General features: G+C 62.1%; 16 protein-coding genes and 1 pseudogene. 2 read left to right on the top strand and 15 right to left on the bottom strand.

Annotated elements, in window-relative coordinates; all coding sequences use genetic code 11:
* Positions 1-299: 299 nt before the first annotated feature.
* On the bottom strand, positions 300-668 hold the full coding sequence (locus QCE79_RS25245; protein ID WP_309848484.1) for a DUF4148 domain-containing protein: 369 nt from the start codon (positions 666-668) through the stop codon (positions 300-302).
* Positions 669-832: 164 nt separating this feature from the next.
* Positions 833-3,247 (bottom strand): annotated as a pseudogene (locus QCE79_RS25240) (penicillin acylase family protein).
* Between the two features lie 183 nt (positions 3,248-3,430).
* Here QCE79_RS25240 and QCE79_RS25235 point away from each other — a divergent pair.
* Positions 3,431-3,811, top strand: coding sequence for a nuclear transport factor 2 family protein (locus QCE79_RS25235; protein ID WP_309848483.1), 381 nt, complete (start codon positions 3,431-3,433; stop codon positions 3,809-3,811).
* Positions 3,812-3,819: 8 nt separating this feature from the next.
* Here QCE79_RS25235 and QCE79_RS25230 read toward each other — a convergent pair whose 3' ends face one another.
* The 8 genes from QCE79_RS25230 to QCE79_RS25195 all read right to left on the bottom strand — a co-directional run bounded on the left by QCE79_RS25230 (position 3,820) and on the right by QCE79_RS25195 (position 14,284).
* Positions 3,820-4,395 carry a PqiC family protein gene (locus QCE79_RS25230; protein WP_309848480.1) on the bottom strand — a complete coding sequence of 192 codons (576 nt, stop codon included), beginning with the start codon at positions 4,393-4,395 and terminating at the stop codon, positions 3,820-3,822.
* On the bottom strand, positions 4,392-6,044 hold the full coding sequence (locus tag QCE79_RS25225) for an MlaD family protein (protein WP_309848477.1): 1,653 nt from the start codon (positions 6,042-6,044) through the stop codon (positions 4,392-4,394). The genes QCE79_RS25230 and QCE79_RS25225 overlap by 4 nt, the downstream gene beginning before the upstream one ends.
* Complete coding sequence (locus QCE79_RS25220) at positions 6,037-7,302, bottom strand: paraquat-inducible protein A (RefSeq protein WP_309848474.1); 1,266 nt, start codon at positions 7,300-7,302, stop codon at positions 6,037-6,039. The genes QCE79_RS25225 and QCE79_RS25220 overlap by 8 nt, the downstream gene beginning before the upstream one ends.
* Positions 7,299-8,771: an efflux transporter outer membrane subunit gene (locus tag QCE79_RS25215; RefSeq protein ID WP_309850558.1), complete on the bottom strand. Its 1,473-nt coding sequence runs from the start codon at positions 8,769-8,771 to the stop codon at positions 7,299-7,301. The genes QCE79_RS25220 and QCE79_RS25215 overlap by 4 nt, the downstream gene beginning before the upstream one ends.
* Before the next feature lie 19 nt (positions 8,772-8,790).
* Positions 8,791-11,994 carry a multidrug efflux RND transporter permease subunit gene (locus QCE79_RS25210; RefSeq protein WP_309848472.1) on the bottom strand — a complete coding sequence of 1,068 codons (3,204 nt, stop codon included), beginning with the start codon at positions 11,992-11,994 and terminating at the stop codon, positions 8,791-8,793.
* A 12-nt stretch (positions 11,995-12,006) separates the two neighbouring features.
* Complete coding sequence (locus tag QCE79_RS25205; RefSeq protein ID WP_309850555.1) at positions 12,007-13,176, bottom strand: efflux RND transporter periplasmic adaptor subunit; 1,170 nt, start codon at positions 13,174-13,176, stop codon at positions 12,007-12,009.
* A 105-nt stretch (positions 13,177-13,281) separates the two neighbouring features.
* On the bottom strand, positions 13,282-13,788 hold the full coding sequence (locus tag QCE79_RS25200; protein WP_309848468.1) for a glycine zipper domain-containing protein: 507 nt from the start codon (positions 13,786-13,788) through the stop codon (positions 13,282-13,284).
* Between the two features lie 103 nt (positions 13,789-13,891).
* On the bottom strand, positions 13,892-14,284 hold the full coding sequence (locus QCE79_RS25195; protein WP_309848465.1) for a response regulator: 393 nt from the start codon (positions 14,282-14,284) through the stop codon (positions 13,892-13,894).
* A 273-nt stretch (positions 14,285-14,557) separates the two neighbouring features.
* On the opposite strand from QCE79_RS25195, the gene QCE79_RS25190 reads away from it, so the two are divergent.
* Positions 14,558-15,343 (top strand): DUF3658 domain-containing protein, encoded by a 786-nt coding sequence (locus QCE79_RS25190; protein WP_309848463.1) that lies wholly within the window; start codon positions 14,558-14,560, stop codon positions 15,341-15,343.
* A gap of 18 nt (positions 15,344-15,361) precedes the next feature.
* Here QCE79_RS25190 and QCE79_RS25185 read toward each other — a convergent pair whose 3' ends face one another.
* Genes QCE79_RS25185 through QCE79_RS25165 form a run of 5 tightly spaced genes read right to left on the bottom strand, consistent with a single transcriptional unit; the run spans position 15,362 to position 22,058 of the window.
* Complete coding sequence (locus tag QCE79_RS25185) at positions 15,362-16,264, bottom strand: SMP-30/gluconolactonase/LRE family protein (RefSeq protein WP_309848461.1); 903 nt, start codon at positions 16,262-16,264, stop codon at positions 15,362-15,364.
* Between the two features lie 28 nt (positions 16,265-16,292).
* Positions 16,293-17,234: a 3-hydroxyacyl-CoA dehydrogenase gene (locus tag QCE79_RS25180; RefSeq protein WP_250510363.1), complete on the bottom strand. Its 942-nt coding sequence runs from the start codon at positions 17,232-17,234 to the stop codon at positions 16,293-16,295.
* Between the two features lie 35 nt (positions 17,235-17,269).
* Positions 17,270-19,369, bottom strand: a complete 2,100-nt coding sequence (locus QCE79_RS25175; RefSeq protein WP_250467485.1) for an ABC transporter permease — start codon at positions 19,367-19,369, stop codon at positions 17,270-17,272.
* Positions 19,370-19,379: 10 nt separating this feature from the next.
* Positions 19,380-20,894, bottom strand: a complete 1,515-nt coding sequence (locus QCE79_RS25170) for a sugar ABC transporter ATP-binding protein (protein ID WP_250526983.1) — start codon at positions 20,892-20,894, stop codon at positions 19,380-19,382.
* Between the two features lie 30 nt (positions 20,895-20,924).
* Positions 20,925-22,058, bottom strand: coding sequence for a sugar ABC transporter substrate-binding protein (locus QCE79_RS25165; RefSeq protein WP_309848455.1), 1,134 nt, complete (start codon positions 22,056-22,058; stop codon positions 20,925-20,927).
* Positions 22,059-22,083 lie beyond the last annotated feature (25 nt).

The following is a 22,083-nucleotide window of genomic DNA, read 5'->3' as shown; positions in this document are numbered from 1 at the left end:
AGACTTGATAACTTTCGCTAAACGTCCCAACCCCGAAAGGTCAGAACCGCTCGCGCCATCAAGTGCCCACACTTATCGGCTGTTAGTTTTTAAAGAGCATTGCGCTTTGATCGCTTCGCTTGTCTGCTTGCTTTCTTGCGCGCCGTCATTCAACGGGAGGCGAATTATGACTGGCGAAAGACAGCATGGCAACCCCCTTTTCGAAAATAATTTTCGGGCAGCCGCTAAGCGATGTTTGCAGCCTTTAGCAAGTTATTCGAAAGACGAAAGCAAAGTGCATGGCTGGTCGGCTTAGAAAGTTAACTTCCAAAGAACGGAACGCAAAAGTCCGCAGGGCCGACACAAGCATTCGACGATGACGATGACGAAGGCGACCCAGCCCCACGATGCACAGTCCCTGACGCCGCGCCACTCTCATGCATGCCGCCGTATGCCTCATTCGTTTCATTGGTGTTCTGCTGCGCGGCGACCTTTGCTTCCGCAGCCTGAATGTCGGCCGGATAGTTCGTACTGTCGCCCGACCCGACTGAATAACCCGCTTGCTCGATCTGCACGAGCTCGGCTTTCACCTGCGCGCGCGTGAGCGGTTCGCTCGACCCTTGAGCAAAGGAAAGCGCAGGCGCAGCGATGACGACGAGCGACACGACAACCTTGGCGATGATGTTCATGATGCAAGACTCCGGCAAGAAAGGGTTTGGCTGGATCGATGACGACCCAGGAACCTCATCGAACACGCTCGACTCTCTTGAATCTTCGAGCGCTGAGGCTTCAATTCGTAAACCCGCCCATGCCGGAATCTATTCCCATCGTCCTGCTAAAAACTCAAGCGCGATCAACGCGTCTCTGGAACAAGGTGCACGCGCTTCTCGGTCGCGGCCTCGACGGCCTTACGCGAATAGAGCAGCGGGAAGTACTCGCCATCGAGCCACATCTGCGCGAGATCGCGGTAATGCGGGCTATCCGGATCGCCCGATTCGCCCGGCAGATTCACCGCGCGCGATGCATCCCAATTGCCGACATCGACGATCACGCGAAACGATGGTCCATTGGTCTCGCGGAAATCGCTTGCGCGATACGTCGATTGATTCGGCGTATAAGCACTGCCGCCCTTGCCCATGGGCCCGACGTTGAGCTTTGCGCGCGTGTCGGCATCGACGGCATCGGCCAGTGGATGCGCGTTGAGATTGGTTTGAAGCCCGCCCCACTGCCAGCGCGTGGCGTCGTTGCCTTGCAAGCGCGACATCTCCGCATAAGCGTCGCGCAGGCTCGACAGCAACACGGCATCGCGTTTCGCCTCAGCGTTGTCACCGAAACGCGCGGCCGGATGTTCGAGCGAGTCGAGCATCACGGCCGTGTCCGGCGCACCGAATGAAGCCGCCGCGTCCTTCGGCAAGACAGCTTGCTTGAATGCGCGGCCGAGATGTCGCGAGAGCCAGACCTCTTCGAGCGCGGCCTGTGCCGAATCGGCGCGCATATGCGCATCCCAGCCCTTGAGCATGCCGAGTGCCGCGCGCGTGTCGGCATCGTCGCTGGAAAGAGGCTGCAACAACGCGACGAGACGACGTGCGGGTATCGACACATCATCGTTTTGCAAGCGCTCGGAATCTTCGATCGTTACCTTGTCCAGCGACTTCAACACTTCGTCGATACGCTGATGCCGCGAGCCGTTGGTCCATTCGAATCCGAGCTTGCGTTCGGCATAGGGATAGCCCGCCGGCAGATTCATTTCATTCGACGTGGTGAAGTACCCTTGCGACGGGTTATAGACCGAAGGCATTGCGTCGCGCGGCCAGAACCCGGACCATTCATAGCGGCCATCGCCGGGAACGGGCATGAGGCCATCCCAGTTCGGACGAACAGGCGCAAGGCCGCTCGGCACCCAAGCAATGTTGCCTTGCGTGTCCGCATAGACCTGATTCACCGTGGGCGCGCCCCAGGTCGCAAGCGACGACTTGAACTGCGCATAGTTCTTCGCGCGCATGTAGCGCATGGAATCGAAGTAAGGCGACATACCCGGCGAGAGCCATGCGGTACGCACGGCGAATGCGCGATGCTTGCTGTCTTCCGTGTAGATGACGGGACCATGACGCGTGAACAGTAGGTCCGCTTTGACGGGCGCCGCGCCGCGTACGTTGATCGTCTCGTGCACGACATGCATCGGCTCCCATGCAGCTTTGTAGCGGTACTGCCGCGCATCGGCGGGGTTCAACTCGTAGACATAGAGATCTTCCTGATCGATGTTGAAGATCGTGAGACCGTACGCAATGGACCCGTTATGACCAATGGATATGCCCGGCGAGGAAGGCTCGCCGCCACCGATGATATCGAGCGTCGGCGTGCTGATCTGCTGGATATAGCGCAGGCTCGGCGCGGCATAAGCGCGATGCGGATCGTTCGCCATGATCGCGCGGCCCGTCGCCGATTTGCCCGGCGCGACCACCCAGTTGTTGCTGCCCTCGGTGACTTCCTCGGGATTGTCGGCAGCGGCAATCATCGAAGTCTAGGCATCCGCGCTCTTGAGCGATTCCTTCGTCACGCGCACGCCTTGCGTCGCCAGCGTGAAGACCTTGAGAACATCGTCGGGCAGGCATGGATCGAGACCCGCAGGCATCTGCGGCTTCCACTGTGGCTGCAAACCGAAGCGCACGGAATCGGCATCGAGCGAACTCTTGCATGCGACGCGCGCACGCGCCACTTCGCTCGTCAAATTACGCGTCAGGCCATGACTGCGGATACGCACGACATCGTCCGCGCCCCACTTCGCGGGCCAGTAACCGACTTTGCGAAACTCATAAGGCATGCGGTCCAGATGCGCGGCAAGCCAGTCGATATACGCGTTGACGCCTGCTGCAAAGCGCGTCGCGGCCGGCTTGGCATCGGGTCCATAGCGCTTCCATTCGGTCTCCATGTCGCCGCGATAGAGAAAGAGCCGCGTGGCCTTGTCCTGCTCGACATACGCGGGCCCGAAGACTTCGGCGAGTTCGCCAAGCCCGCGACGACGCCATAGATCGATCTGGAACAGACGATCGCGCGCGGCGTTGAAGCCTTGCACGAAGAACGCGTCGCTGTCGTTGGCCGCGTAGATATGCGGCACGCCCCAGCGATCCACCAGGATGTCCGAAGGCTCGGAAAGTCCTGCCACGGTGATCGTTTCGGTGGGGGTATCGTCCGCGAGGGCTGATTGAATGGGAAATGAGGCGAGCGATGCAGCGCTGAGCAGCGCGGAAATAAGGCGTCTTGCTGGCATGTAACCGTCTCCTGTCGACAAGAGCCGGAACACACGCCTCCGACTCAAGTCTCATGCAAACCTATTGTTGGATTTTGCGCACGACGCGTGACTATACGTCGATTCCGCGATCGCTCGAACGTCGTATGAGACGTGACGATGAATCGCGCACGCAACCCGAAGCCTATCGCAAAGGAGGAACTCATGCCCGACGCAACTCTCGACCCGGTTGAAGTCGCGCGACGTGTCTATGAAGCGTATGTGACGAAGGATCGTGCCGCTATTGAAGCGCTCATCGCGAAAGACTTCCATTTCACGAGTCCTCGCGATAACCGTCTCGACCGCGCGACTTACTTCGCGCGTTGCTGGCCGAACGCGAACGCAATCGCCACCTTCGACTTCGTTCACATGAGGCAGGACGGCGAACATGTGTTCGTCACGTACGATGCGCGCATGCTCGACGGCAAGGCCTTTCGCAATTCGGAGATTCTCTCGATACGAGCCGGCAAGCTGCACGACGCGCAGGTATTCTTCGGCTGGACGCTGCCGCACGAAGCGCCCGAAGGCGATTCAATTACGGCATGATTCCTCGTTCATTGCCGCATCTCGCCGAGCGCGGCCGCGATCTGCCGGCTCATCTGCGCGAGCGCGCGGCTATGCGCCGCGGCGATGGCGGCGAAACCATCGCCTTTCGTGTTTTCGTGCACGAGCGTGTGCCCGTCGAAATGCGATACACCATCGGGGGCGCGAAGGCTCCAGAGTGCATCGAGCGTGACGGAATCGTCGATGACGGATTCGAAATGCATCACATCGACGCGTAGCTGATAGGTCTTGATATCCGCACTCGGCGGATAAATCGACACATTATCCACGCCAAGCACGCGCGACAAATCCGCCGCCAACGTACGCGCGATATTCTCTTTCAACGGCTCGCCCCAGCGCGCGTACTCGTTCACAGTCACTTCGTTCGGCATGGTTCGCGTGATCATTTGCGGCTTGTCGACAAGGTCGGGAACCGTCACGGACCCCACGGTCACGCGAACGGGCCTGACATTCGCGGCGGGTTGCAGTGTGGCTTCGGGACTTAACGTATAGAACGCGGCCTTGGGCGACGCACCACACGCACCGATTATGACGATGAGCGCTGGAACGAAGAAACGGTATATCACCTTTTATCCTCCGGCTTGCCGCGCAGAATCGCTTCCGGATGCTGTTCGAGATACTCCGCGAGATTGCGGAATGCAGCGGCCGTGCGCGACAACTCACGCATGGTTTCGGCGGTGCTGGTCTGCAACGGCGAGTCGCTCTGCAACGCGCGGCTCGTCGCGCCGAGCGCATCGCGTGCAGCCGCGAGCGTTGCCTTCGCTTGTGGCGCGACGTCGGTGTCGAGCGTTTTGATAAGCACCTGCGCCTGTTTGAGCGTATCGCGCAGGTCATTGCTGATCCCTTCGATCGGAATCTTGTTGAACTTCGCCACGAGTGCCTGCACGGAGTCCTGCAATGACTGCAAGCCGCCCGGCACGGTCGGAATTTCCGGCGGATCGCCGCTTGTGTCCATCTTTTCTTTCGGCGTGTTCGGGAAGAAATCGACCGCGATATAGCGCTGCCCCGTCAGGATGCTACCGGTACGCAATTGCCCGCGAAAGCCGTGCTCGACCATGTATTGCAAGAGCTGATGCCGGTCGGGCACGAGACGTCCCGTCTTGTCGCCTGCCCGTATGCGCATGGTGAAGCGTTCCGGATAGAAGTTCACGCGTACCGGGATGCTGAATGCCCGCCGCACCGGATCGTATTGCGTATTGATCGCCGTCACTTCGCCGAGCACGATACCGCGAAAATCCACTTCCGCGCCGACCGACAGACCGCGCACCGATTCCTTGAAATTGAACACGTAGGTATCGACGATACGATCATGCCGCTTCATCGCTTCGGGGCGTGCTCCGAAGAGCTGGAACACGCTGCTCGCAGGCGCTTCCGCCAAATCCTGATGATCCGAGCTATCGGCGAGCTCTTTCAAGGGCGCCGGCGTTTCGAATGCGAGCCCGCCCACGAGTATCGCGACGAGCGATTCCGTGTCCATCTTCACACCGGTCGAATCGAGCTTGACGTCCACGCCGCTCGCTTGCCAGAAGCGCGTATCGAGCTTGACGTACTTGTCGTAAGGGGCGTTGACGAAGATGTGGATGGTCACGCCCATGCCGTCCGCATCGAGCTCATAGGCGGTCACCTGTCCCACCTGGAGACGCCTGAAGTAGATCGGTGCACCGGCATCGAGCGAACCCATGGTCGGGCTCTTCAACACGAACTCGCGCCCCGGCACGTCCGCCGTGATGACAGGCGGCGATTCGAGCCCGGTATAGTCGTGACGCTTCGCGCTCTTCACGCCCACATCCACGCCGATGAACGCGCCTCCGATCAACGTGCCGAGGCCCGACACCGTGCCGCCTGAAATGCGCGGGCGCACGACCCAGAAGCGTGTGTCGTCGACGAGCATGTGTTCCGCATCCTTCGCCATTTCCGCCGATGCGATCACGCGCTTGTAATCCGGCGCGAGCACCACGCTCTTGACCGTGCCGATATCCACGTTCTTGTACTTGAGCTTGGTCTTGCCCGCTTCGAGCCCCTCGCCCGTGTTGAAAGTAATGGAGATCGTCGGACCTTTCTCGAGGATGGCCTGCACCGCGAGCCATCCGCCGATCAGCACCGCGATGAACGGCACGAGCCAGATCAGCGAAATGCCGAAGCGCGGGCGGCGGGCGGGCAAGGCTTCGGGAAATTCATCCGGAGGCGCTCGCTTGATATCGGGAGGTTCAGCCATGTCCTTGGTCCGCGGCGTCCCAGATGAGACGCGGGTCGAATGCCATTGCCGCGAACATCGTCAACACGACGACTCCACCGAAAGCAATGGCGGCGGCGCCCGCGCGTATCGTCGCCAGCGCATTGAACTGCACGAGCGCGACGAGCACGGTGATCACGTAAATATCGAGCATCGACCAGCGACCGACGAACTCGATGATGCGATAGATCTTCGTGCGCCGCGCGGGCAGCCAGCGCGAGCGCATCTGCGTGCTGACGACGAGCATGAGCAGCGCGAGTATCTTGAGCATGGGCACGGCAATGCTCGCGATGAACACCAGCACCGCGAGCGGCCATGAACCCGAAGTCCACAGATACGCGACACCGCTCATGATGGTGTCCTTCTGCGCGCCGAAGAGCGAACTCGTATCCATCACGGGCAGCACGTTGGCGGGCACGTAGAGCACCATCGCGGCGATCAGCAGCGCCCACGTTCGCTCGATGCTGCCGGGCTTGCGAAAGTGCAGCCGTGCGTGACAACGCGGACAGTTTCCGTCGTGCGCATGCGGCGGCGCCTTGGAGACGAGCGCGCAATCGCGACAGACGAAGAAGCCCGCTTGTTTCGCGGTGCGCGCGTGGCCGCGATAAGCGGGGGCATCGGCGAGGCTGCTTTTGTAGATCAATGCCCATGCCTCGCGCGGATCGAACGATGCCGAAGCGCCCGAGATCAGCAGCATGACGCCGCCGAATGCAAAGAGCGCAAGGCCAGGCACGACACTCGCGATATGCGCAAGTTTCACGAGCGCCACGAGAAAGCCGAGGATCAGCACCTCGGTCATGCCCCACGGCCGCACCGTATGCAACGCGCGAAAGGCGGCACGTCCGGCACGCGGCGCGTAGCCCCTGCTCAGTGGAACGAGCAGCCACGCCATAGCGCACATCTCGGCAAACGGCATGATGAACGTGGTCGCGAGCACGAGCCCCGCGATGGGCCACATGCCATCGGCGTAAAGCACACGCACCGCGCCGAGCAGGGTGGTTTGAACCACCGTGCCGCTCACTTCGAGTCCCACGATAGGAAACGCATTGGCGATGCAGAACATCGTGAGGGCGGCGAGCGTGCAGGCAAGCGCGCGATTCAGTCCATCGGGACGATTGCGATACAGCGGCGCGCCGCAACGTGCACAGCGCGCGACGCCGCCTCTTTGCAGCACGGTTTCATGTTGCAGGAGATCGCATTCGTGACAGGCGATCAAACGCATGTTGGCGCGCGCGTTCATGGCGATGGCTCGTCCTTCGCATCGCGTTTGACCACCGCGCCGCGCGTGTCGTAGACCACTGCCGTGCGTTGCTCGGCTTCCGCGACCCAGCCGCCGCCCATCGCCTTGTAGAGCGAAACCATGGCATTGAGCGCGGCGGCCTGCGTCTGCGTATAGCTCAACTGCGACTGGAAGAGGCTGCGTTCCGCATCAAGCACTTCGATATAGCTCGTGTAGCCACCCTCGTAACGCAGCCGCGCGAGATTGGCATAGGTACGCAAGGCATCGACCTGACGGCCCTGCACATCGCGTGCTTCGCGGCTCTTGGTTAGCGTGATGAGACTGTCGTCGACATCCTGGAAGGCCACTTGAATCGCTTTTTCATAGGAGAAAAGCGCTTGTTGCTGCTGCGCCTCCGCCGCCTTTACTTGTCCGCTAATCGCTCCGCCCGTGAAGATGGGCTGCGTCACGGCACCCGCGAACGACCACACGCGCGCCGCTCCCGTGAAGAGTTGCGAGAATTGCGTGCTTGCAGTGCCGAAGAGGCCCGTGAGCGATATCGACGGAAAATACAGCGCCCGCGCCGCGCCAATCTGCGCATTCGCCGCGATCAGGTTCTGCTCCGCCTGACGCAGATCCGGCCGCCGCGTGAGCAACTCCGAGGGCAGACCTTCTGGGACTTGCGGCGTGGCCAGATCGTCGAGTTCGCGGTCGCGTGCGATGCCTTGCGGATTACGGCCCAGCAGAATGGACAACGCGTTTTCTTGCGTGGCGATCTGCTGTTCGAGTTGCGGAATCGTCGCGAGCGCGGCCTGATACTCCGACTGCGACTGCGCCAGTTCCATCTGCGAGACTTCGCCGTATTGAAAGCGCAGGCCGAACACGATCACGGACTCCTGCCGGCTCTCGACCGTGGCTCGCGCAATATCGAGTTGCCGGTCGAGCGAAACGAGCGTGATGTAGGTCGATGCCACCGAAGCCACCAACGACAAAATAGTCGCGCGGCGGCCTTCCTCGCTTGCAAGCAGACTAGCGCGTGCGCTTTCCGTCTGACGCCGCAAGCGCCCGAACACGTCTATTTCCCAAGAAGCATTCAACGCGAGCTGATACTGATTGATGACCGTGCCTACGCCCGGCGGCAATTGCGCGGACCCGATGGGTAAGCGCTCGCGCTCGGCATTCGCGCCCAATCCCACTTGCGGAAACAGCTGCGAACGCGTGACTTGAAATTGCCCGAGGAATTCATCGACGCGCGCCGCCGCGATCTTCACATCCTTGTTCTCCTGCAACGCAATGGCGATCAACTGATTCAACGCGGGGTCCTGAAATTGCTCCCACCATGCCGTGTTGGCGATCTCGTTCGATTGCTGTGCGGCGAAGCGAAAGCTATCGGGCGTTTCGATGGCGGGACGCTCGTAATTCGGCCCGAGCAGACAACCGCCGAGCATCGACGACACGATCAGCACGATCACACGCGATGACGGTTTCATGGCTATGTTTGAGCGCATGTCATTCGCCTCCATGCGTCGCGGGCCCGTCATGGTCCGCCGCGGGCGATGAACCCGCTTCGCCCTTGCCTTCGCCTTTCTTCTTCGACCCGAACCTGGCGCTCATGGTCTCGATGACGTAATAGAACATCGGGATGAAGAATACGGCGATGAGCGTGGCGCCCAGCATCCCGCCGATCACACCCGTGCCGATGGAATGCCTGCTATTCGCCGATGCCCCCGTCGCAATCGCGAGCGGCACGCAGCCGAGAATGAACGCGAGCGATGTCATCACGATCGGGCGCAGGCGCTCGGATGCGGCGGTCATCGCGGACTCGTAGATGGACTTGCCCGCTTCGCGGTTGAGCACCGCGAACTCGAAGATCAGAATGGCGTTCTTCGCCGCGAGCGCAACGAGCATGGTGAGGCCGATCTGAAAGTACACGTTGTTGTCGAGCCCGCGCAGCAAAATGGCGAGCAGTGCGCCAAACAAGGCGAAGGGCACGGCGAGCAAGACGCCCATCGGCAACGACCACTTCTCGTATTGCGCGGCGAGAATCAGGAACACCATGACGAGGCCGAAGACGAACACCATCGCCGATGAACTGCCTGAGCTCTGTTCCTCGTATGCCTGACCGCTCCACGCAATGCCGTAGTCCTGCGGCAACGTGCTCGTCGCAATGTCCTGCAGCGCGGCCATGGCCTGCCCCGTGCTGTAACCGGGCGCGGCGTTGGCCGTGATCTTCACTGCGGGAAAATTGTTGAAGCGCGTGATCAGATCGGGACCGGTCACGTACTTGTACGTGACCACGGATTTCAACGGCACCATTTCGCCTGAACTGCCGCGCACGAAGATGCGATTCAAGTCCTCGGGCGTGCGACGCTCCGACGATTCCGCCTGCAGGATCACTTGCCACAGACGGCTGTCCTTGTTGAACTGCGAGACGTAGAGCGAACCGAACATGGTCTGCATCGCGCTGTAGACGTCCTGCACCGGAACGCCGAGCGTTTCGGACTTGGCACGATCCACTTCGACTTGAAGCTGTTGCGCGTTGGCGTTGAACGTGGACGTCACGCCCTGCAATTCGGGCCGTTGCTTCGCTTTCGCCAGATAATCCTGCACCCTGGCCGATATCTGCGCGCTGCCCGCATCGCCCTTGCTTTGTATCCACATCTCCAAACCGCCCGTCGTGCCAAGGCCCGGAATGGAAGGCGGATTGACGGGCAGCACGATACCCTGACTCACCGTGGACAAATTCTTGTACGCGCCGAGCAGCACGGCGCGCGCATTTTGCGTGCGAATGTTCGCGGACGAGTAGCGCTCATCGAAACTCTTGAAGCCGACGAAGAACGTACCCGCGTTGTTCTTCGTCTGACTGTCGAGCAGGCTGAAGCCATCCACCGTGGTGATACTGTCCACGCCTGGCTGCTTCATGAAGTAATCGGTTACGCGTTCCGAGACTTCTCCGGTGCGGTCGAGGCTCGCGGCATCGGGCATGATCACCGCGCCGAGCAGATACCCCTGGTCCTCGGGCGGCAAGAAGCTCGTGGGTATCGACTTCACCATCCAGATCGAAAGGCCGATCATGCCCGCGAAGATCAGCAACATGAGGATCGAGCGCTTGATGACGAACGCCACCGAGCGCGAATAACCGCGCGTCATCTTCGCGAAGCCGTTGTCGAACCACACGAAAAAGCGCGCCTTTTTGCCATGCTCGGGCTTGAGCAACAGCGCCGCGAGCGCGGGCGACAAGGTCAACGCAACGATCCCGGAGAACACCACGGATATGGCGATCGTGATGGCGAACTGCTTGTACAACTGCCCGGTGATGCCACCGAGAAACGCCACGGGCACGAACACCGCGCACAGCACGAGCACGATAGCGACGACCGGTCCAGAGACTTCGTCCATTGCGCGCTTCGCGGCTTCTTTCGGCGGCAGCTTGAAGACCGTCATGTTGCGCTCGACGTTCTCGATCACGACGATGGCATCGTCCACCACGATCCCTATCGCCAGCACCATCCCGAACAACGTGAGCATGTTGATGGAAAAGCCGAGCAGCGACATGCCCACGAACGTGCCGACGATCGACACCGGCACCGCCAGCACCGGAATGAGCGTCGCGCGTATGCTCTGCAGGAACAGATACACGACGATAACCACGAGCACGAGTGCTTCGAAGAAGGTGTGGATCACATCGGCGATCGAAGCGCGCGTGAACTCGGTGGTATCCATCGAAACGCGATAGTCGATCCCTTCCGGAAATGACTTCTTCATCTGTTCGAGCGTGGCGCGCACTTGCTTCGATACATCGAGCGCGTTCGCGCCCGGCTGCTGATACACGGCGATCACCGTTGCGGGCTTGCCCTGAAAGCGGCTGCGGATCGAATAATCCTTCTGTCCGAGTTCGACGCGCGCCACGTCTTTCAAGCGCACGATAGCGGCGCCTCCGTTCTGCGCGCGAATGATGATGTTCTCGAACTCGGCAGGCGTGGCGAGCCGTCCCGTGGTGGTGACGGCGAACGACTGCTGAACGGGCGTGCCCGTCGGCGATTGTCCGATACTGCCCACCGCGAACTGCTGGTTCTGATTGGACACCGCACTCTGCACTTGAGAAGGCGTCACGCCGAGCTGTGCCATGCGTTCGGGCTTGAGCCAGATGCGCATGGCGTAATCCGGAAAGCCGAAGATGCTCGCCTGATTCGCGCCGGGAATGCGCTTCAGTGCATCGAGCACGTAGATGTTCGCGTAGTTGGCGATATATGTCGCGTCGTAGCGGTTGCTCGGCGAATAGATGGCGATCACCATCATGAACGCCGACGACTTCTTCTGTACCTGCACCCCTTGCGCCTGCACCGATTGCGGCAACTGCGGCAGTGCAAGGTTCACGCGATTCTGCACGTCCACTTGCGCGAGTTGCGGGTTGGTGCCGATATCGAAGAACACGTTGAGCGTCATTTGTCCCGTCGATGAGCTCGACGAGTTCATGTAGATCATGTTGTCCGCGCCGTTCACCTGCTGCTCGATCGGCGCGGCCACGTTGTTGGTGACGACATCCGCGCTTGCGCCGGGATACTGAGCCGTCACCGTGACCTGCGCGGGCGTGATGTCCGGATACTGCGCGATCGGCAACGCGAGCATGGCAATGACGCCCGCAAGCGTGATGACGATCGACACGACCATCGCGAAGATCGGCCGGTCGATGAAGAAGTGAGAGAATTTCATGGCGGCCTTCGCTCACTTCGCCTGTTGGGCTGGCTCGACCTTGATGGTCGCTTCGCCTGGCGGCGCAACGGGCGCGGCATCGCCCTTCACGTTGACGGGCGCGCCCGCGGACACGCGTATCGCGCCATCGACGATCACGCGGTCGCCTGCGCGCAGACCATCCGATATGAACCAGTTGTCGCCGAGCCAGTCGCCCACCTCCACCACTTGCTCGCGCGGCGTCTTGCCGTCCTTGTCGAGCAACCATACGTAGTGGCTTTTCGCGCCCTGCAACACGGCGCGTTGCGGCACGAGAATGGCGTTCGGCCGCGTGAGGCCATGCACCAGCGCCCGCACGAACTGGCCGGGGCGCAACTGCCCGGCCTTGTTCGGCAGCACCGCGCGCACGAGGAACGTGCCCGTGTCCTTGTTATACGAAGGCGCGAAGAAATCCACCGGGCCGGTATCCGGATAGCGCGAGCCATCGGCGAGAATGACTTCGACGATATAACGCTTGTCAGCGGGCGCGGTCAGGCGTCCTTTCGCGATCTGATCGCGATAGCTCAAGACCTCGTTTTCCGAGAGACTGAAGTTGATCCACATGGGATCGAGTTGCGCGACCGAAGTCAGCAGGCTCGAATTGCCTGCCGAGAGATAGCTGCCTTCCTGCATGCGCGCATAGCTCGACAATCCGGTGAGCGGACTCTTGATGGTGGTATAGCCCAGATTGAGTTCGGCGTTCTGTACTTCGCCTTGCGCGGCGATCACCGAAGCCTGTGCGGATTTCTCGTTGCCGATGGCGTCGTCGAGATCCTTCTTGCTGACGGCGTTCAGCGCTTCGAGCGGACGCACCCGCGCGAGAGTCGCCTTGGTCACGGTGAGCCGCGCCTGCTGTTGCGCGAGCTGGCCGCGCGCGGTTTGCAGCGAAGCCTCGAACGGCTTGCGATCCATCTGAAACATCACCTGCCCTGCTTTCACGAGCGCGCCTTCGGTGTAGAGGCGCTTTTCGAGGAAGCCTTCCACGCGTGCGCGGATCTCCACTTCGCGCGAGCTCTGCGTCTGCGCGACGAATTCGAACGTGACGGGCGTGTCGTGGCCTTCGACGGTCATCACGGTAACTTCGGGCGCGGCGGGCTTGGGCGCGCTCGCTTGCTTCTCGCATGCCGCGATGGCGAACATCAACGAGACGCCGACGAAGCGCATGCCCGCGCGCCGCCAGCGCACGAACGCCGACGAAGCCGGAGCGGGGGCGTTGAAGATCCGCAAAGGTGAAGTCGGCATAAGTGTCTCCGCTCGCGTGGCTCGCGTCTATTGCACGGTGTAGCCGCGTCCCGTCATGCAGGCGGACACGGCCCGGTTGAAGGTCGTCATCTCCTGCGAGACCTGTTGCTGATTGGCCTGCTGCTGCGACGCGGCCGCACGCCGCCGCTGCCGTTGATGCACCCCGCCCATTACTGCACCGCCCGCCGCACCCGCTGCCGCGCCCTTGCCCGCGTCACCGGCTATCGCACCCATCGCGGCGCCCGCTGCCGCCCCGCCCGCCGCGCCACGCACGCGTCCGCCCTGTTGCTGCGTTGGCGGTGGCTGGTTAGCCTGCTGCGCGAGTGCCATCGGATCGATACCGGTGTTCTGCTTCGCCCATTGCTGGCATTGCGATACGTCATTGCCCTGCTGGCTCTGGCTTTGACCGCGCGCCGGGTAATAGATCGCCTGCTGCGCGGCTGCTTCGAGCGTTACCGCGGTCGCAAGCATGAGCGCCAAGCTCGATGACAGGCGCACGCGCCGGCTCCGCGCGGTTTGAAACGTGCTGTTCATTTCGGTACTCCCTCTCAGTGTTTTCGTCGATGCCTGACCGTCTGCGTCACGCAACCGGCCCTCGTTCCATGTGTCGTCGTTTTATGCGGTGCCGGGAAGGACGTCATGGCGCCTCGCGCACGCGTGCAATGGCCGCGCGCACCGCGCCGATGAACACTTCGTCGTCGAATGGTTTATGCAGATAGGCCGCGGCTCCCGCGGCGAGCGCCGTATCGCGCACGGCGGGATCGTCGTGAGCCGTGACGAAGACGATCGGCATGTCGGTGCCCGCCAGACGCCGTTGCACTTCCAGCCCGTTGATGCCTGGCATCTGCACGTCGAGCACGATGCAGTCGGGCCGCCATGCGGCGTCGTTTTCGTCGAGTGCGGCGAGCAACGCGTCGCCCGTGCCGAAGCTCGCCGACGCCATGTCGGCCGCACGCAGCAGCCGCTTGAGTGCCCGGCAGACCGATTCGTCGTCATCGACCACGGCCACGGTTGGCGTCGCATCGCTCATTGGATCAGGCGTGAAGTTCGGCAGCACCACGAGGCGCTGTGTCCACGCCCCGGCTCTTGATTTCTCGCTGGAGAATAGGCGCGCGGCTCTAGAACCGGTATTGGACTTTAGTCCCATGAGCGCGGTGAGGAATAAAGCGGGGACCCGGTCCGGGAAGAAAACCGGGACCGACCGCTAAATTCGAGATACGAATTCCGCTATAGTCTGCGGCTTCACGCGCCGGAGGGGTCGGCGATGTGTCGTTGAAGGTATGTCGTTGAAGAGGAGAATCCGATGAAAACCATCCATCACCTATGTCAGGGCGGCTCGGCCGCGGCCATGTTGCGCACGGCGTTGCGCGATCCCGTCATCGATATCCTCGACGATGGCTCGATCGGCCCGCTCGTCGATGTCGACACCGGCTCGCCCGATGCGCGCGTCGGCTTCATGAAGGCGCTCTACGCGTGCGGCGGCTTCGATCCGCAAGACGAAGCGTCGATGGACTGGTATGGCGAGTTACGCGACATGAACCGGCGCCTCGCCAACCTGACGACTCAGGCGTCCGAGGTGGTGATCTGGGCCGAGGCAGGCGATGTGGAGCAAGCGCTGCGTCGACGCGCGCACTGGTGGCTGCGCGACGCGGACGTGCCCGTGAGCGAAATCGATGCGAGCCTGCGCGCTGTGGCTCGCGCGATTCCCAAGGGACAAGCGCTGGCGCTGGATGTGGGCGCAGCCGCCGCGCTCGTCGCGGCACGCAAGCCCGCAAGCGCCGGCCTGCGCGCGCAACTCGCGAACGAATGGGCCGCGCTCAAGGAAGATGGCGAAGCCGTGCGTGTGTGGGAAGACGGCAAGCTCGCTTCGCATCCCATCGATCATTACGACGCGGACTTCATCGCGCTCGCGTCGGGCGCCCCGGCCAAGCTCGCAAGCAGCGAGATGCTTGGCGCGGCTATGCATCGTTCGGGACGCAGCGATCTCTTTTGCAAGTGGCGCTTTGCCCGCCTCATCGAGGCAGGCAAGTTGACGGTAACGGAAGGCGACGCCCACGATCTCGACTCGGTGTGGATCGTAAAGAGTTAAGCGTCGGGCGTTCGAATCTCACCCCGCAAAACGCGGCTCTGGAAGGCCTGTCACGCCGAGTCCCGTCACCGCGAAAAGACCACCCTTGTCGCGCTCTTTCTGCGGAATGCCCCACATCGGGCGGCCCATCGTCGTGACGTAAAGAATGTCGAGATTCGGGCCGCCGAACATCACGCTCGTCAGATTGCGAACCGGAAACGGCACGACACGGTCGAGCGAGCCATCGGGCGCGAAGCGCAGGATGCGCCCGCCGAACACCAGCGCGGACCATACGTAGCCTTCGGAATCGACCGTCGCGCCATCGAATGTGCCGGCCATGTCGCGCGCGGAAGCAAACAGCCGCTTGTTCGATATGGCGCCCGTTTCGATGTCGTAGTCGTACGCGTACATCTCCTTGCTATACGTGTCGGTGAAGTAGAAAGTGCGGTTGTCCGGGCTCCAGCATGGACCGTTCGAACAACTGATGCCGCTGTCCAGATGCGCGATCTTGCCGTCCGTATCGAGCCGATAAAGTCCGCCGCTTTTGGTGGAACGCTGGCCGCGATCCGCAAAGTAGCGATCGAAGTCGTAAGACATGGTGCCCGCAATGAACCGCCCTTGCCGATCCACCTTGCCGTCGTTGAAGCGCGTTTCGGGATCGTCGCTTTCCGGGTCGCCGATAAACTGCACCGTCTGCGCGTCGAAATCGTAGAAATGCAGCCCGTTCGCGAGCGCGACCACCGCGCCGCCTTGTTCACGCAGCGCCATGGAACCGATATGACGCGGCACGAAGTAGCGTTCGACCTCGCTGCCATCGGCGCGGCAGCTATAGATTTCGGCGGCGGTACTGTCGATCCAGTAGAGCTTCTCCTCCTTCACGTCCCAAAGCGGTCCTTCACCCAGATGATTGTTGGCATCGACCAGCAAGCGGGTTTCGGGCATCGTCGTCTCCTTCCTGGTTGTGGCGTGGCTACGCCTTGTCCTTGTCCGCGAGGCGGTGAGCGATCAACGCCATCAGCCTGCGATCGCGCCAGCTACTGCGGTTTTCGATCTGATCGCGCGGCAGAACGGCGCGGCGTTCGGCGTCGAGCTTAGTCAGTATCTCTTCGGGCCAGTCGAAAGGCACGCGCGTCGCCGTGATGTTGCGATACGTGCCGCCATAGCGCGCCGCGTAATCCGCGACGCCGCCTGGCGCGTTCAGATCGATCGTTTCGAACGGACCCATGAACGACCAGCGCATGGCGAGACCATCGCGCATGACCGTATCGAGGTCGGCCGCCGTGGCGTAACCCTGCGCATAGAGACTGAGCGCTTCGTCGAGCACCGCGCCTTGCAGGCGGTTGAGCAGGAAGCCCGAAATTTCACGATTCACGGTCACGGGCTTCTGTCCCGCCGCTTCGTAGATGGCGCGCGCTCGTTCGATCGCTTCGGGCGCGGTCCACGGCGCGCCGCATAGCTCGACGAGCGGCACGAGCGAAGGCGGATTCACCGGATGCGCGACGAGGCAGCGCGCGCCGCCCTTCAAGCCTTGCGTAAAGGTCGATGCAGGCAGGCCCGAGGTCGAACTGGCAAGCAGCGCATCGGGATGAGTCAGGCGGTCGAGTTGCGCGAATAGTTCGCGCTTGGGTTCGACCATCTCCGCGATGTTCTCCTGCACGAGAGCCGCGTCGGACACGGCTTCTTCGAGCGACTCGCAAGTCTTGATGCGCGCGACGATGGCATCGGTCGACTCGTCGGTCAGCTTGAACGACGCGAGGTCGTCCACGCTTTCCCGTATCGAAGCGATCGCGCCGTTCAGCATGTCCTTCGACGCATCATGCAGATTCACGCTGAAGCCCGCGCGCGCAAACACGATGGCCCACGCCCTGCCGATGCGTCCGGTACCGATGATCGCTATTTGCCTTGGGTTCATTTCTTGTGTCTCCTCCGGTTTTTATGAGCGGCTCGTCAACCTCGCTTGTCGCGCAACGTAATCACCGCGGCGAGAACGACGAGGCCATTGATGATGTCGCGGACCGCTGGCGGCACGGTCGTGCCCGCGAGCAAAGTGCCGAGCGCGGTAAGCAGAAGCGCTCCGCCGAACACGCCGAGATAGTGACCGCGTCCGCCCGTGATGAGCGCGCCGCCGACCACGACCACGGCAATGGAAGGCAAGAGATAAGGATCGCCCATGCCGAGAAACGCCTGCGAACTGAAGCCCGCGAGCAGCAAGCCGACGAGCGCGGAACACAGACCCGAAAGACAATACACCGCGATCAACGTGGAGCCGACGCGCACGCCGGAAAGACGCGCGGCAATCGGCGAATTGCCGACCGCATAGACGCGCCTGCCGAACGGCGTCCGATGCAACAACAACAAGGCAATCGCGAGAAACAGGGGCACGCTCCAGGCGGCTAGCGACAGCGGACCGAGACGAGCATTGACGAACTCGCTGATCACGGACGGCGTCCAGCCTTGCGGTGAGCCATTGCAATAGATGAGCGTGAGACCTTGCAGCAGGCCGTTCGCCGCCAGCGTCACGACAATCGGCGGCAAGCCGAGCATGACGACGCCCACGCCGTTGAAGATGCCCACGAGCAGGCCCACGCCGAGCACGACCGGCACCGCCCAGACCGCGGCGCCGTTCAAGCCATGCGTGAGTCCCGTCAACAGTACGCCCGATAGCGTGATGAGCCACGGCATCGACAGATCGAGACCGCCGGTGAGAATGACCGCGCCTTGACCGAGACCGAGGACCGCGAGAAACAAGGTCAGCGTGAGCAGGCTGCTATAGAAGTTCGCGCTGATCAGCACGCCCGGACCATAGACGAAGCCCGTGATGACGACCACGCCGAAGAACAGCAGGTACGCGGGAATCACGTACTTGACCCATTCGCGATTGCGCTCGATCCAGTCCGGGATCGCGCGGCCCTTCAACTCCTTGTTCTCGATGGGACGATAATCGCCGACTTCGAACGCCACGTGCCGCGCATGGCCGTCATCGCGTGCACGCGTGCCCGTTCGCACGGCCTTGAGCCATTGCGAAGCCTGCCGCGCGCACTCGTGCGCCGCCGACTGCTTGCCGATGGAAGAACCGAGCACCGCGAGAATCAGGATCACGGCTTCGGCAATCGTCGTGAAGAACGCCGATACGTTCAAGACGAGCAGAATGTTCACCGTGATCATCAGCGTCATTGCGGCGAACACGCTTCCAACGCAACCGCCACGACCGCCACCAAGCAACGTGCCGCCGAGCACGACCGCCGTGAACATGGAAAGCAGGAGCGGGCGGCCGACGAGCGGATCGGCCGAGCCCGTCTGCGCCGACACGTATAGGCCCGCTGCCGCGTAGAACATGCCTGCGAGCGCATAGGTCGCGATGCGATAACGCGTGACCGGCATGCCGTTGGCATACGCGCCATCGGGGTCGCTGCCAAGCGCATAGAGACCGACGCCAAAGCGCGTGCGCTTGATGAACGACCACACGAGCAAAGCCACGACGAGCAGGACAGCCGACATCGGTATCTTGTCGGGAATCAGGTCGGCCGTGAGAAAGCCGCCGAATTGTTCGCCGATGCTGCCGCCCGGCTTGTTCTGGATGAGCAGCGTGACGCCTTGCACCATGAACATCGTCGCGAGCGTAACGACAATGGATTGCAAGCGGAACCACGCGATCAGCGCGCCGTTGACGAGGCCGATGCCGCCGCCTATGGCGATGATGAGCGCGACGCCCGCCCACTGCTCGACGGGCGAGCCTTGCACGAAGCGCACCGCGAGCACGTTGGCCAGCGACACGACCGCCGACGCCGACAAATCGAACCCGCCCGACAGCACGACGATGGTCTGCCCGATGGCCGCGAGCGCGAGCGTCGTGCTGCTCGATATGACCGAACCGATGTCGTACATGCCGACCGGCGTGGCGGATAGCGCGACCCACGCAATGAGCATGGCGAGCAACGCACCGATCGCGATGATGAGCCCGCGATGATGGTCGATGCGTGCGCCGATTCCCACGCGCGCGCCGGGCCTCACGATCTCGCTTTCTGGCGACGCTATGGCTATTTTCATATGCAACTCCTCAACTGGATAGCATCTTGCGCATCACGTTCTCTTCGGTAAGCGCCTCGCCTTCGAGCTCGCCCGCATTGCGGCCGCGATACATCACCGACACGCAGTCGCACACGTTGACGAGTTCGGGCACGTCCGTCGAATAGAACAGCACGGAGCCGCCCGCCGCCGCGAACGCACGCATCAAAACGAATATCTGATGCTTGGTGCCTACGTCGATACCGCGCGTCGGGTCGAACATGAGCCACACGCGGCTTTGCGTGAGCAGCCATTTGGCCATCGCGATCTTTTGCTGATTGCCGCCCGAGAAAGAAAGACACGGCTTGTAGAGCGCACGCGGATTCACTTCCATCTGCGCAAGCGAGCGGCGTATGGCCGCCTGTTCGCGTTTGCGGTCGATCAAGCCGAAACGCGAGTAGCGTCCGATCACCGGCAGCGATACGTTCTCGCCGCCCGGCAAGCGCAGGAACAAGCCTTCGGTCTTGCGGTCTTCAGGCAGGAAGCTCGTCGCGACGCCGGCCTTGAGCGAATCCGCCGTGGACGTCAACGTAACCGGCTTGCCGTCGATACGAATCTCGCCATCGTCGATGAAGCTCGCGCCGAAGAGCGCCTCGAACATCTCGCGCTGGCCCATGCCCTGCAACGCCGCGATGCCATGCACTTCGCCCACTTTCAGCTTGAGATCGAAGTCGCTCACGACGCCATCGACACGTATGCCGCGTGCTTCAATTGCAGGCGCGCCGTGGTTCTCCGTCAGCACAGGCGGCGTGACCTTCGGCGGATACTTCGCTTCCATCGAGCGGCCGATCACGAGACGAATGACTTCGTCATCGGAGATATCGGCGGTATCGAAAGCACCGACGTCCTTGCCATTCCGATACACCGTGAGGCTGTCGCAGAACTCGCGCACTTCCTGCATCCGGTGCGAGATGAACACGAAGGTCACGCCCTGCGCCTTCATCTCGTCGATACGGCGCGATAGCCACGCCACGTCGCGGCCCGATAAAGCGGACGTCGGTTCATCGAGCAGCAACACTTGCGGCGCGCGCACGATGGCCTTGGCGATCTCGATCTTCTGCCGCACCGGCAAGGAAAGGTCGCGTATATAAGCGCCAGGACGCACGTCCGACAGTTCCAGCTTGTCGAGCCATTCGGCCGCCTGGCGTTGCGCCTCGCGCTTCCTGATGCGCCCGAGAAAGCCGGTCGGCTCGTACGACATCAACAGATTCTGCGCGACGGTGAGATCGCGCACGAGGGTCATCTCCTGAAACGCGGTCTGCACGCCCGCCCGATGCGCGTCCTTCGGGCCTTTCATCGCCACGTCCCGACCCATCACGCGAATGCTGCCGGCGTCGGGCTGCATGAGACCCGACAGCAGCTTCACCGTGGTGGACTTGCCCGCGCCGTTCTCGCCGAGCAGCGCATGCACCGCGCCGCGTTTGACGGAGAACGACGCCCCGTCGAGCGCGACAGTGGCGCCGAAGCGCTTCGTCACGTTCGACAGGTCGATCGCAAGGGATGTCATCGCTTGCCTCCCTTAACCTTTAGATGTCGCTCAGTCCTGATTGCCGGTGAGCGCCGCGTTGAAGCCCACTTCCTTCGTGTCTTCCGAATAGATGTCGGCGAACCAGCCCGGCGGCACCTTGTCCGGCATGAAGGCCGTGCAGCCCGCTTTCAGTTCCTCGATACTGCCCGTCTTGCACAGCTTCGAATCCTGCGTGAGCACGAGCGGCAGCTTGAGCGTCACGCGCGGCGGAAAGTCCTTGCCGTCGAGCTTCTGCACGGCCATCTTGAGCGCCATGGCGCCCGAGTACGGCGGCGCGCCATACGAGATCGAGCGATACCCGATCGAGCGATACGTGCCCTCGCCCTTGACCGTTCCCGGCGGCAGCATCTGCACACGATGCCCGTTCGACGATTCGCCCGCGCACGGCTTGATCTTGTCATCGGCGATACCGGCTTCGAGCTGCATCGACGCCGCCGTGAAGCAGCCGACCTGCATCCACAGGCCGTCGATCTTGTCCCAGCTATTCGTCGCGAGAATCTTCGAGAGTTCGGTGCGCGCCGTCGCCTGGCTCCACATGCCGGTGCCTTCGGCGACTATCTTGATGCCGGGGAACTTCGCGAACACGGCCTTTGCCGCTTCGGTGCGCGCGCGGTCCACCGACGTGCCCGGCACGCCGTTGACGACCACGATATTGCCTTTGCCGTTGATGGTCTTCGCGAGCCATTCCGCGGTGACGGTGCCTGCCTGATGCTGATCGATGGTCACGTTATGCGCGCACGGCTCGGTCACTTCGCCGTCGTACGCCGCGACCACCACGCCCTTGGAACACGCGTTCTTGATCGCGCGATTGAGCGCCGTCGGCGAGATCGGGTAGATCACGATGGCTTTCGCGCCTGCCTGCACCATCGAGTTGATCTGCTGAATCTGCTTCTGTGCGTCGGTGCCCGCGACCTGCACTTCGAGATCGACTTTGTCCTTGAGCGCTGGCGTGTTGGCCATTGCCTTCACCATGTTCGCAGCTTCGGTCTGCCAGTCGTTGCCGACATAGCTCATCGACAGAAACACCTTGTACTTGTCCGCCGCTGCGGCCTGCCCTGTCATCGCGATACCGAGCGTCGTCGCGAGCGCCAAACCGAACGTCGTGCGTTTCGCACGACGAATTGTCTGCGTCAATGCTTTCATGTCTTCCTCCGGGTCTTCGTATGGT

The sequence above is a fragment of the Caballeronia sp. LZ003 genome (assembly GCF_031451465.1).
GTDB lineage: Bacteria > Pseudomonadota > Gammaproteobacteria > Burkholderiales > Burkholderiaceae > Caballeronia.
Note: the sequence above shows the minus strand (reverse complement) of the source record. Positions and strands in the feature narration are given on the sequence as shown.

Coding starts and splice junctions, on each gene's coding strand:
- QCE79_RS25245 (WP_309848484.1), bottom strand. CDS start 668: ATGAACATCATCGCCAAGGTTGTCGTGTCGCTCGTCGTCATCGCTGCG.
- QCE79_RS25235 (WP_309848483.1), top strand. CDS start 3,431: ATGCCCGACGCAACTCTCGACCCGGTTGAAGTCGCGCGACGTGTCTAT.
- QCE79_RS25225 (WP_309848477.1), bottom strand. CDS start 6,044: ATGGCTGAACCTCCCGATATCAAGCGAGCGCCTCCGGATGAATTTCCC.
- QCE79_RS25220 (WP_309848474.1), bottom strand. CDS start 7,302: ATGAACGCGCGCGCCAACATGCGTTTGATCGCCTGTCACGAATGCGAT.
- QCE79_RS25215 (WP_309850558.1), bottom strand. CDS start 8,771: ATGAAACCGTCATCGCGTGTGATCGTGCTGATCGTGTCGTCGATGCTC.
- QCE79_RS25210 (WP_309848472.1), bottom strand. CDS start 11,994: ATGAAATTCTCTCACTTCTTCATCGACCGGCCGATCTTCGCGATGGTC.
- QCE79_RS25205 (WP_309850555.1), bottom strand. CDS start 13,176: ATGCGCTTCGTCGGCGTCTCGTTGATGTTCGCCATCGCGGCATGCGAG.
- QCE79_RS25200 (WP_309848468.1), bottom strand. CDS start 13,788: ATGAACAGCACGTTTCAAACCGCGCGGAGCCGGCGCGTGCGCCTGTCA.
- QCE79_RS25195 (WP_309848465.1), bottom strand. CDS start 14,284: ATGAGCGATGCGACGCCAACCGTGGCCGTGGTCGATGACGACGAATCG.
- QCE79_RS25190 (WP_309848463.1), top strand. CDS start 14,558: ATGAAAACCATCCATCACCTATGTCAGGGCGGCTCGGCCGCGGCCATG.
- QCE79_RS25185 (WP_309848461.1), bottom strand. CDS start 16,264: ATGCCCGAAACCCGCTTGCTGGTCGATGCCAACAATCATCTGGGTGAA.
- QCE79_RS25180 (WP_250510363.1), bottom strand. CDS start 17,234: ATGAACCCAAGGCAAATAGCGATCATCGGTACCGGACGCATCGGCAGG.
- QCE79_RS25175 (WP_250467485.1), bottom strand. CDS start 19,369: ATGAAAATAGCCATAGCGTCGCCAGAAAGCGAGATCGTGAGGCCCGGC.
- QCE79_RS25170 (WP_250526983.1), bottom strand. CDS start 20,894: ATGACATCCCTTGCGATCGACCTGTCGAACGTGACGAAGCGCTTCGGC.
- QCE79_RS25165 (WP_309848455.1), bottom strand. CDS start 22,058: ATGAAAGCATTGACGCAGACAATTCGTCGTGCGAAACGCACGACGTTC.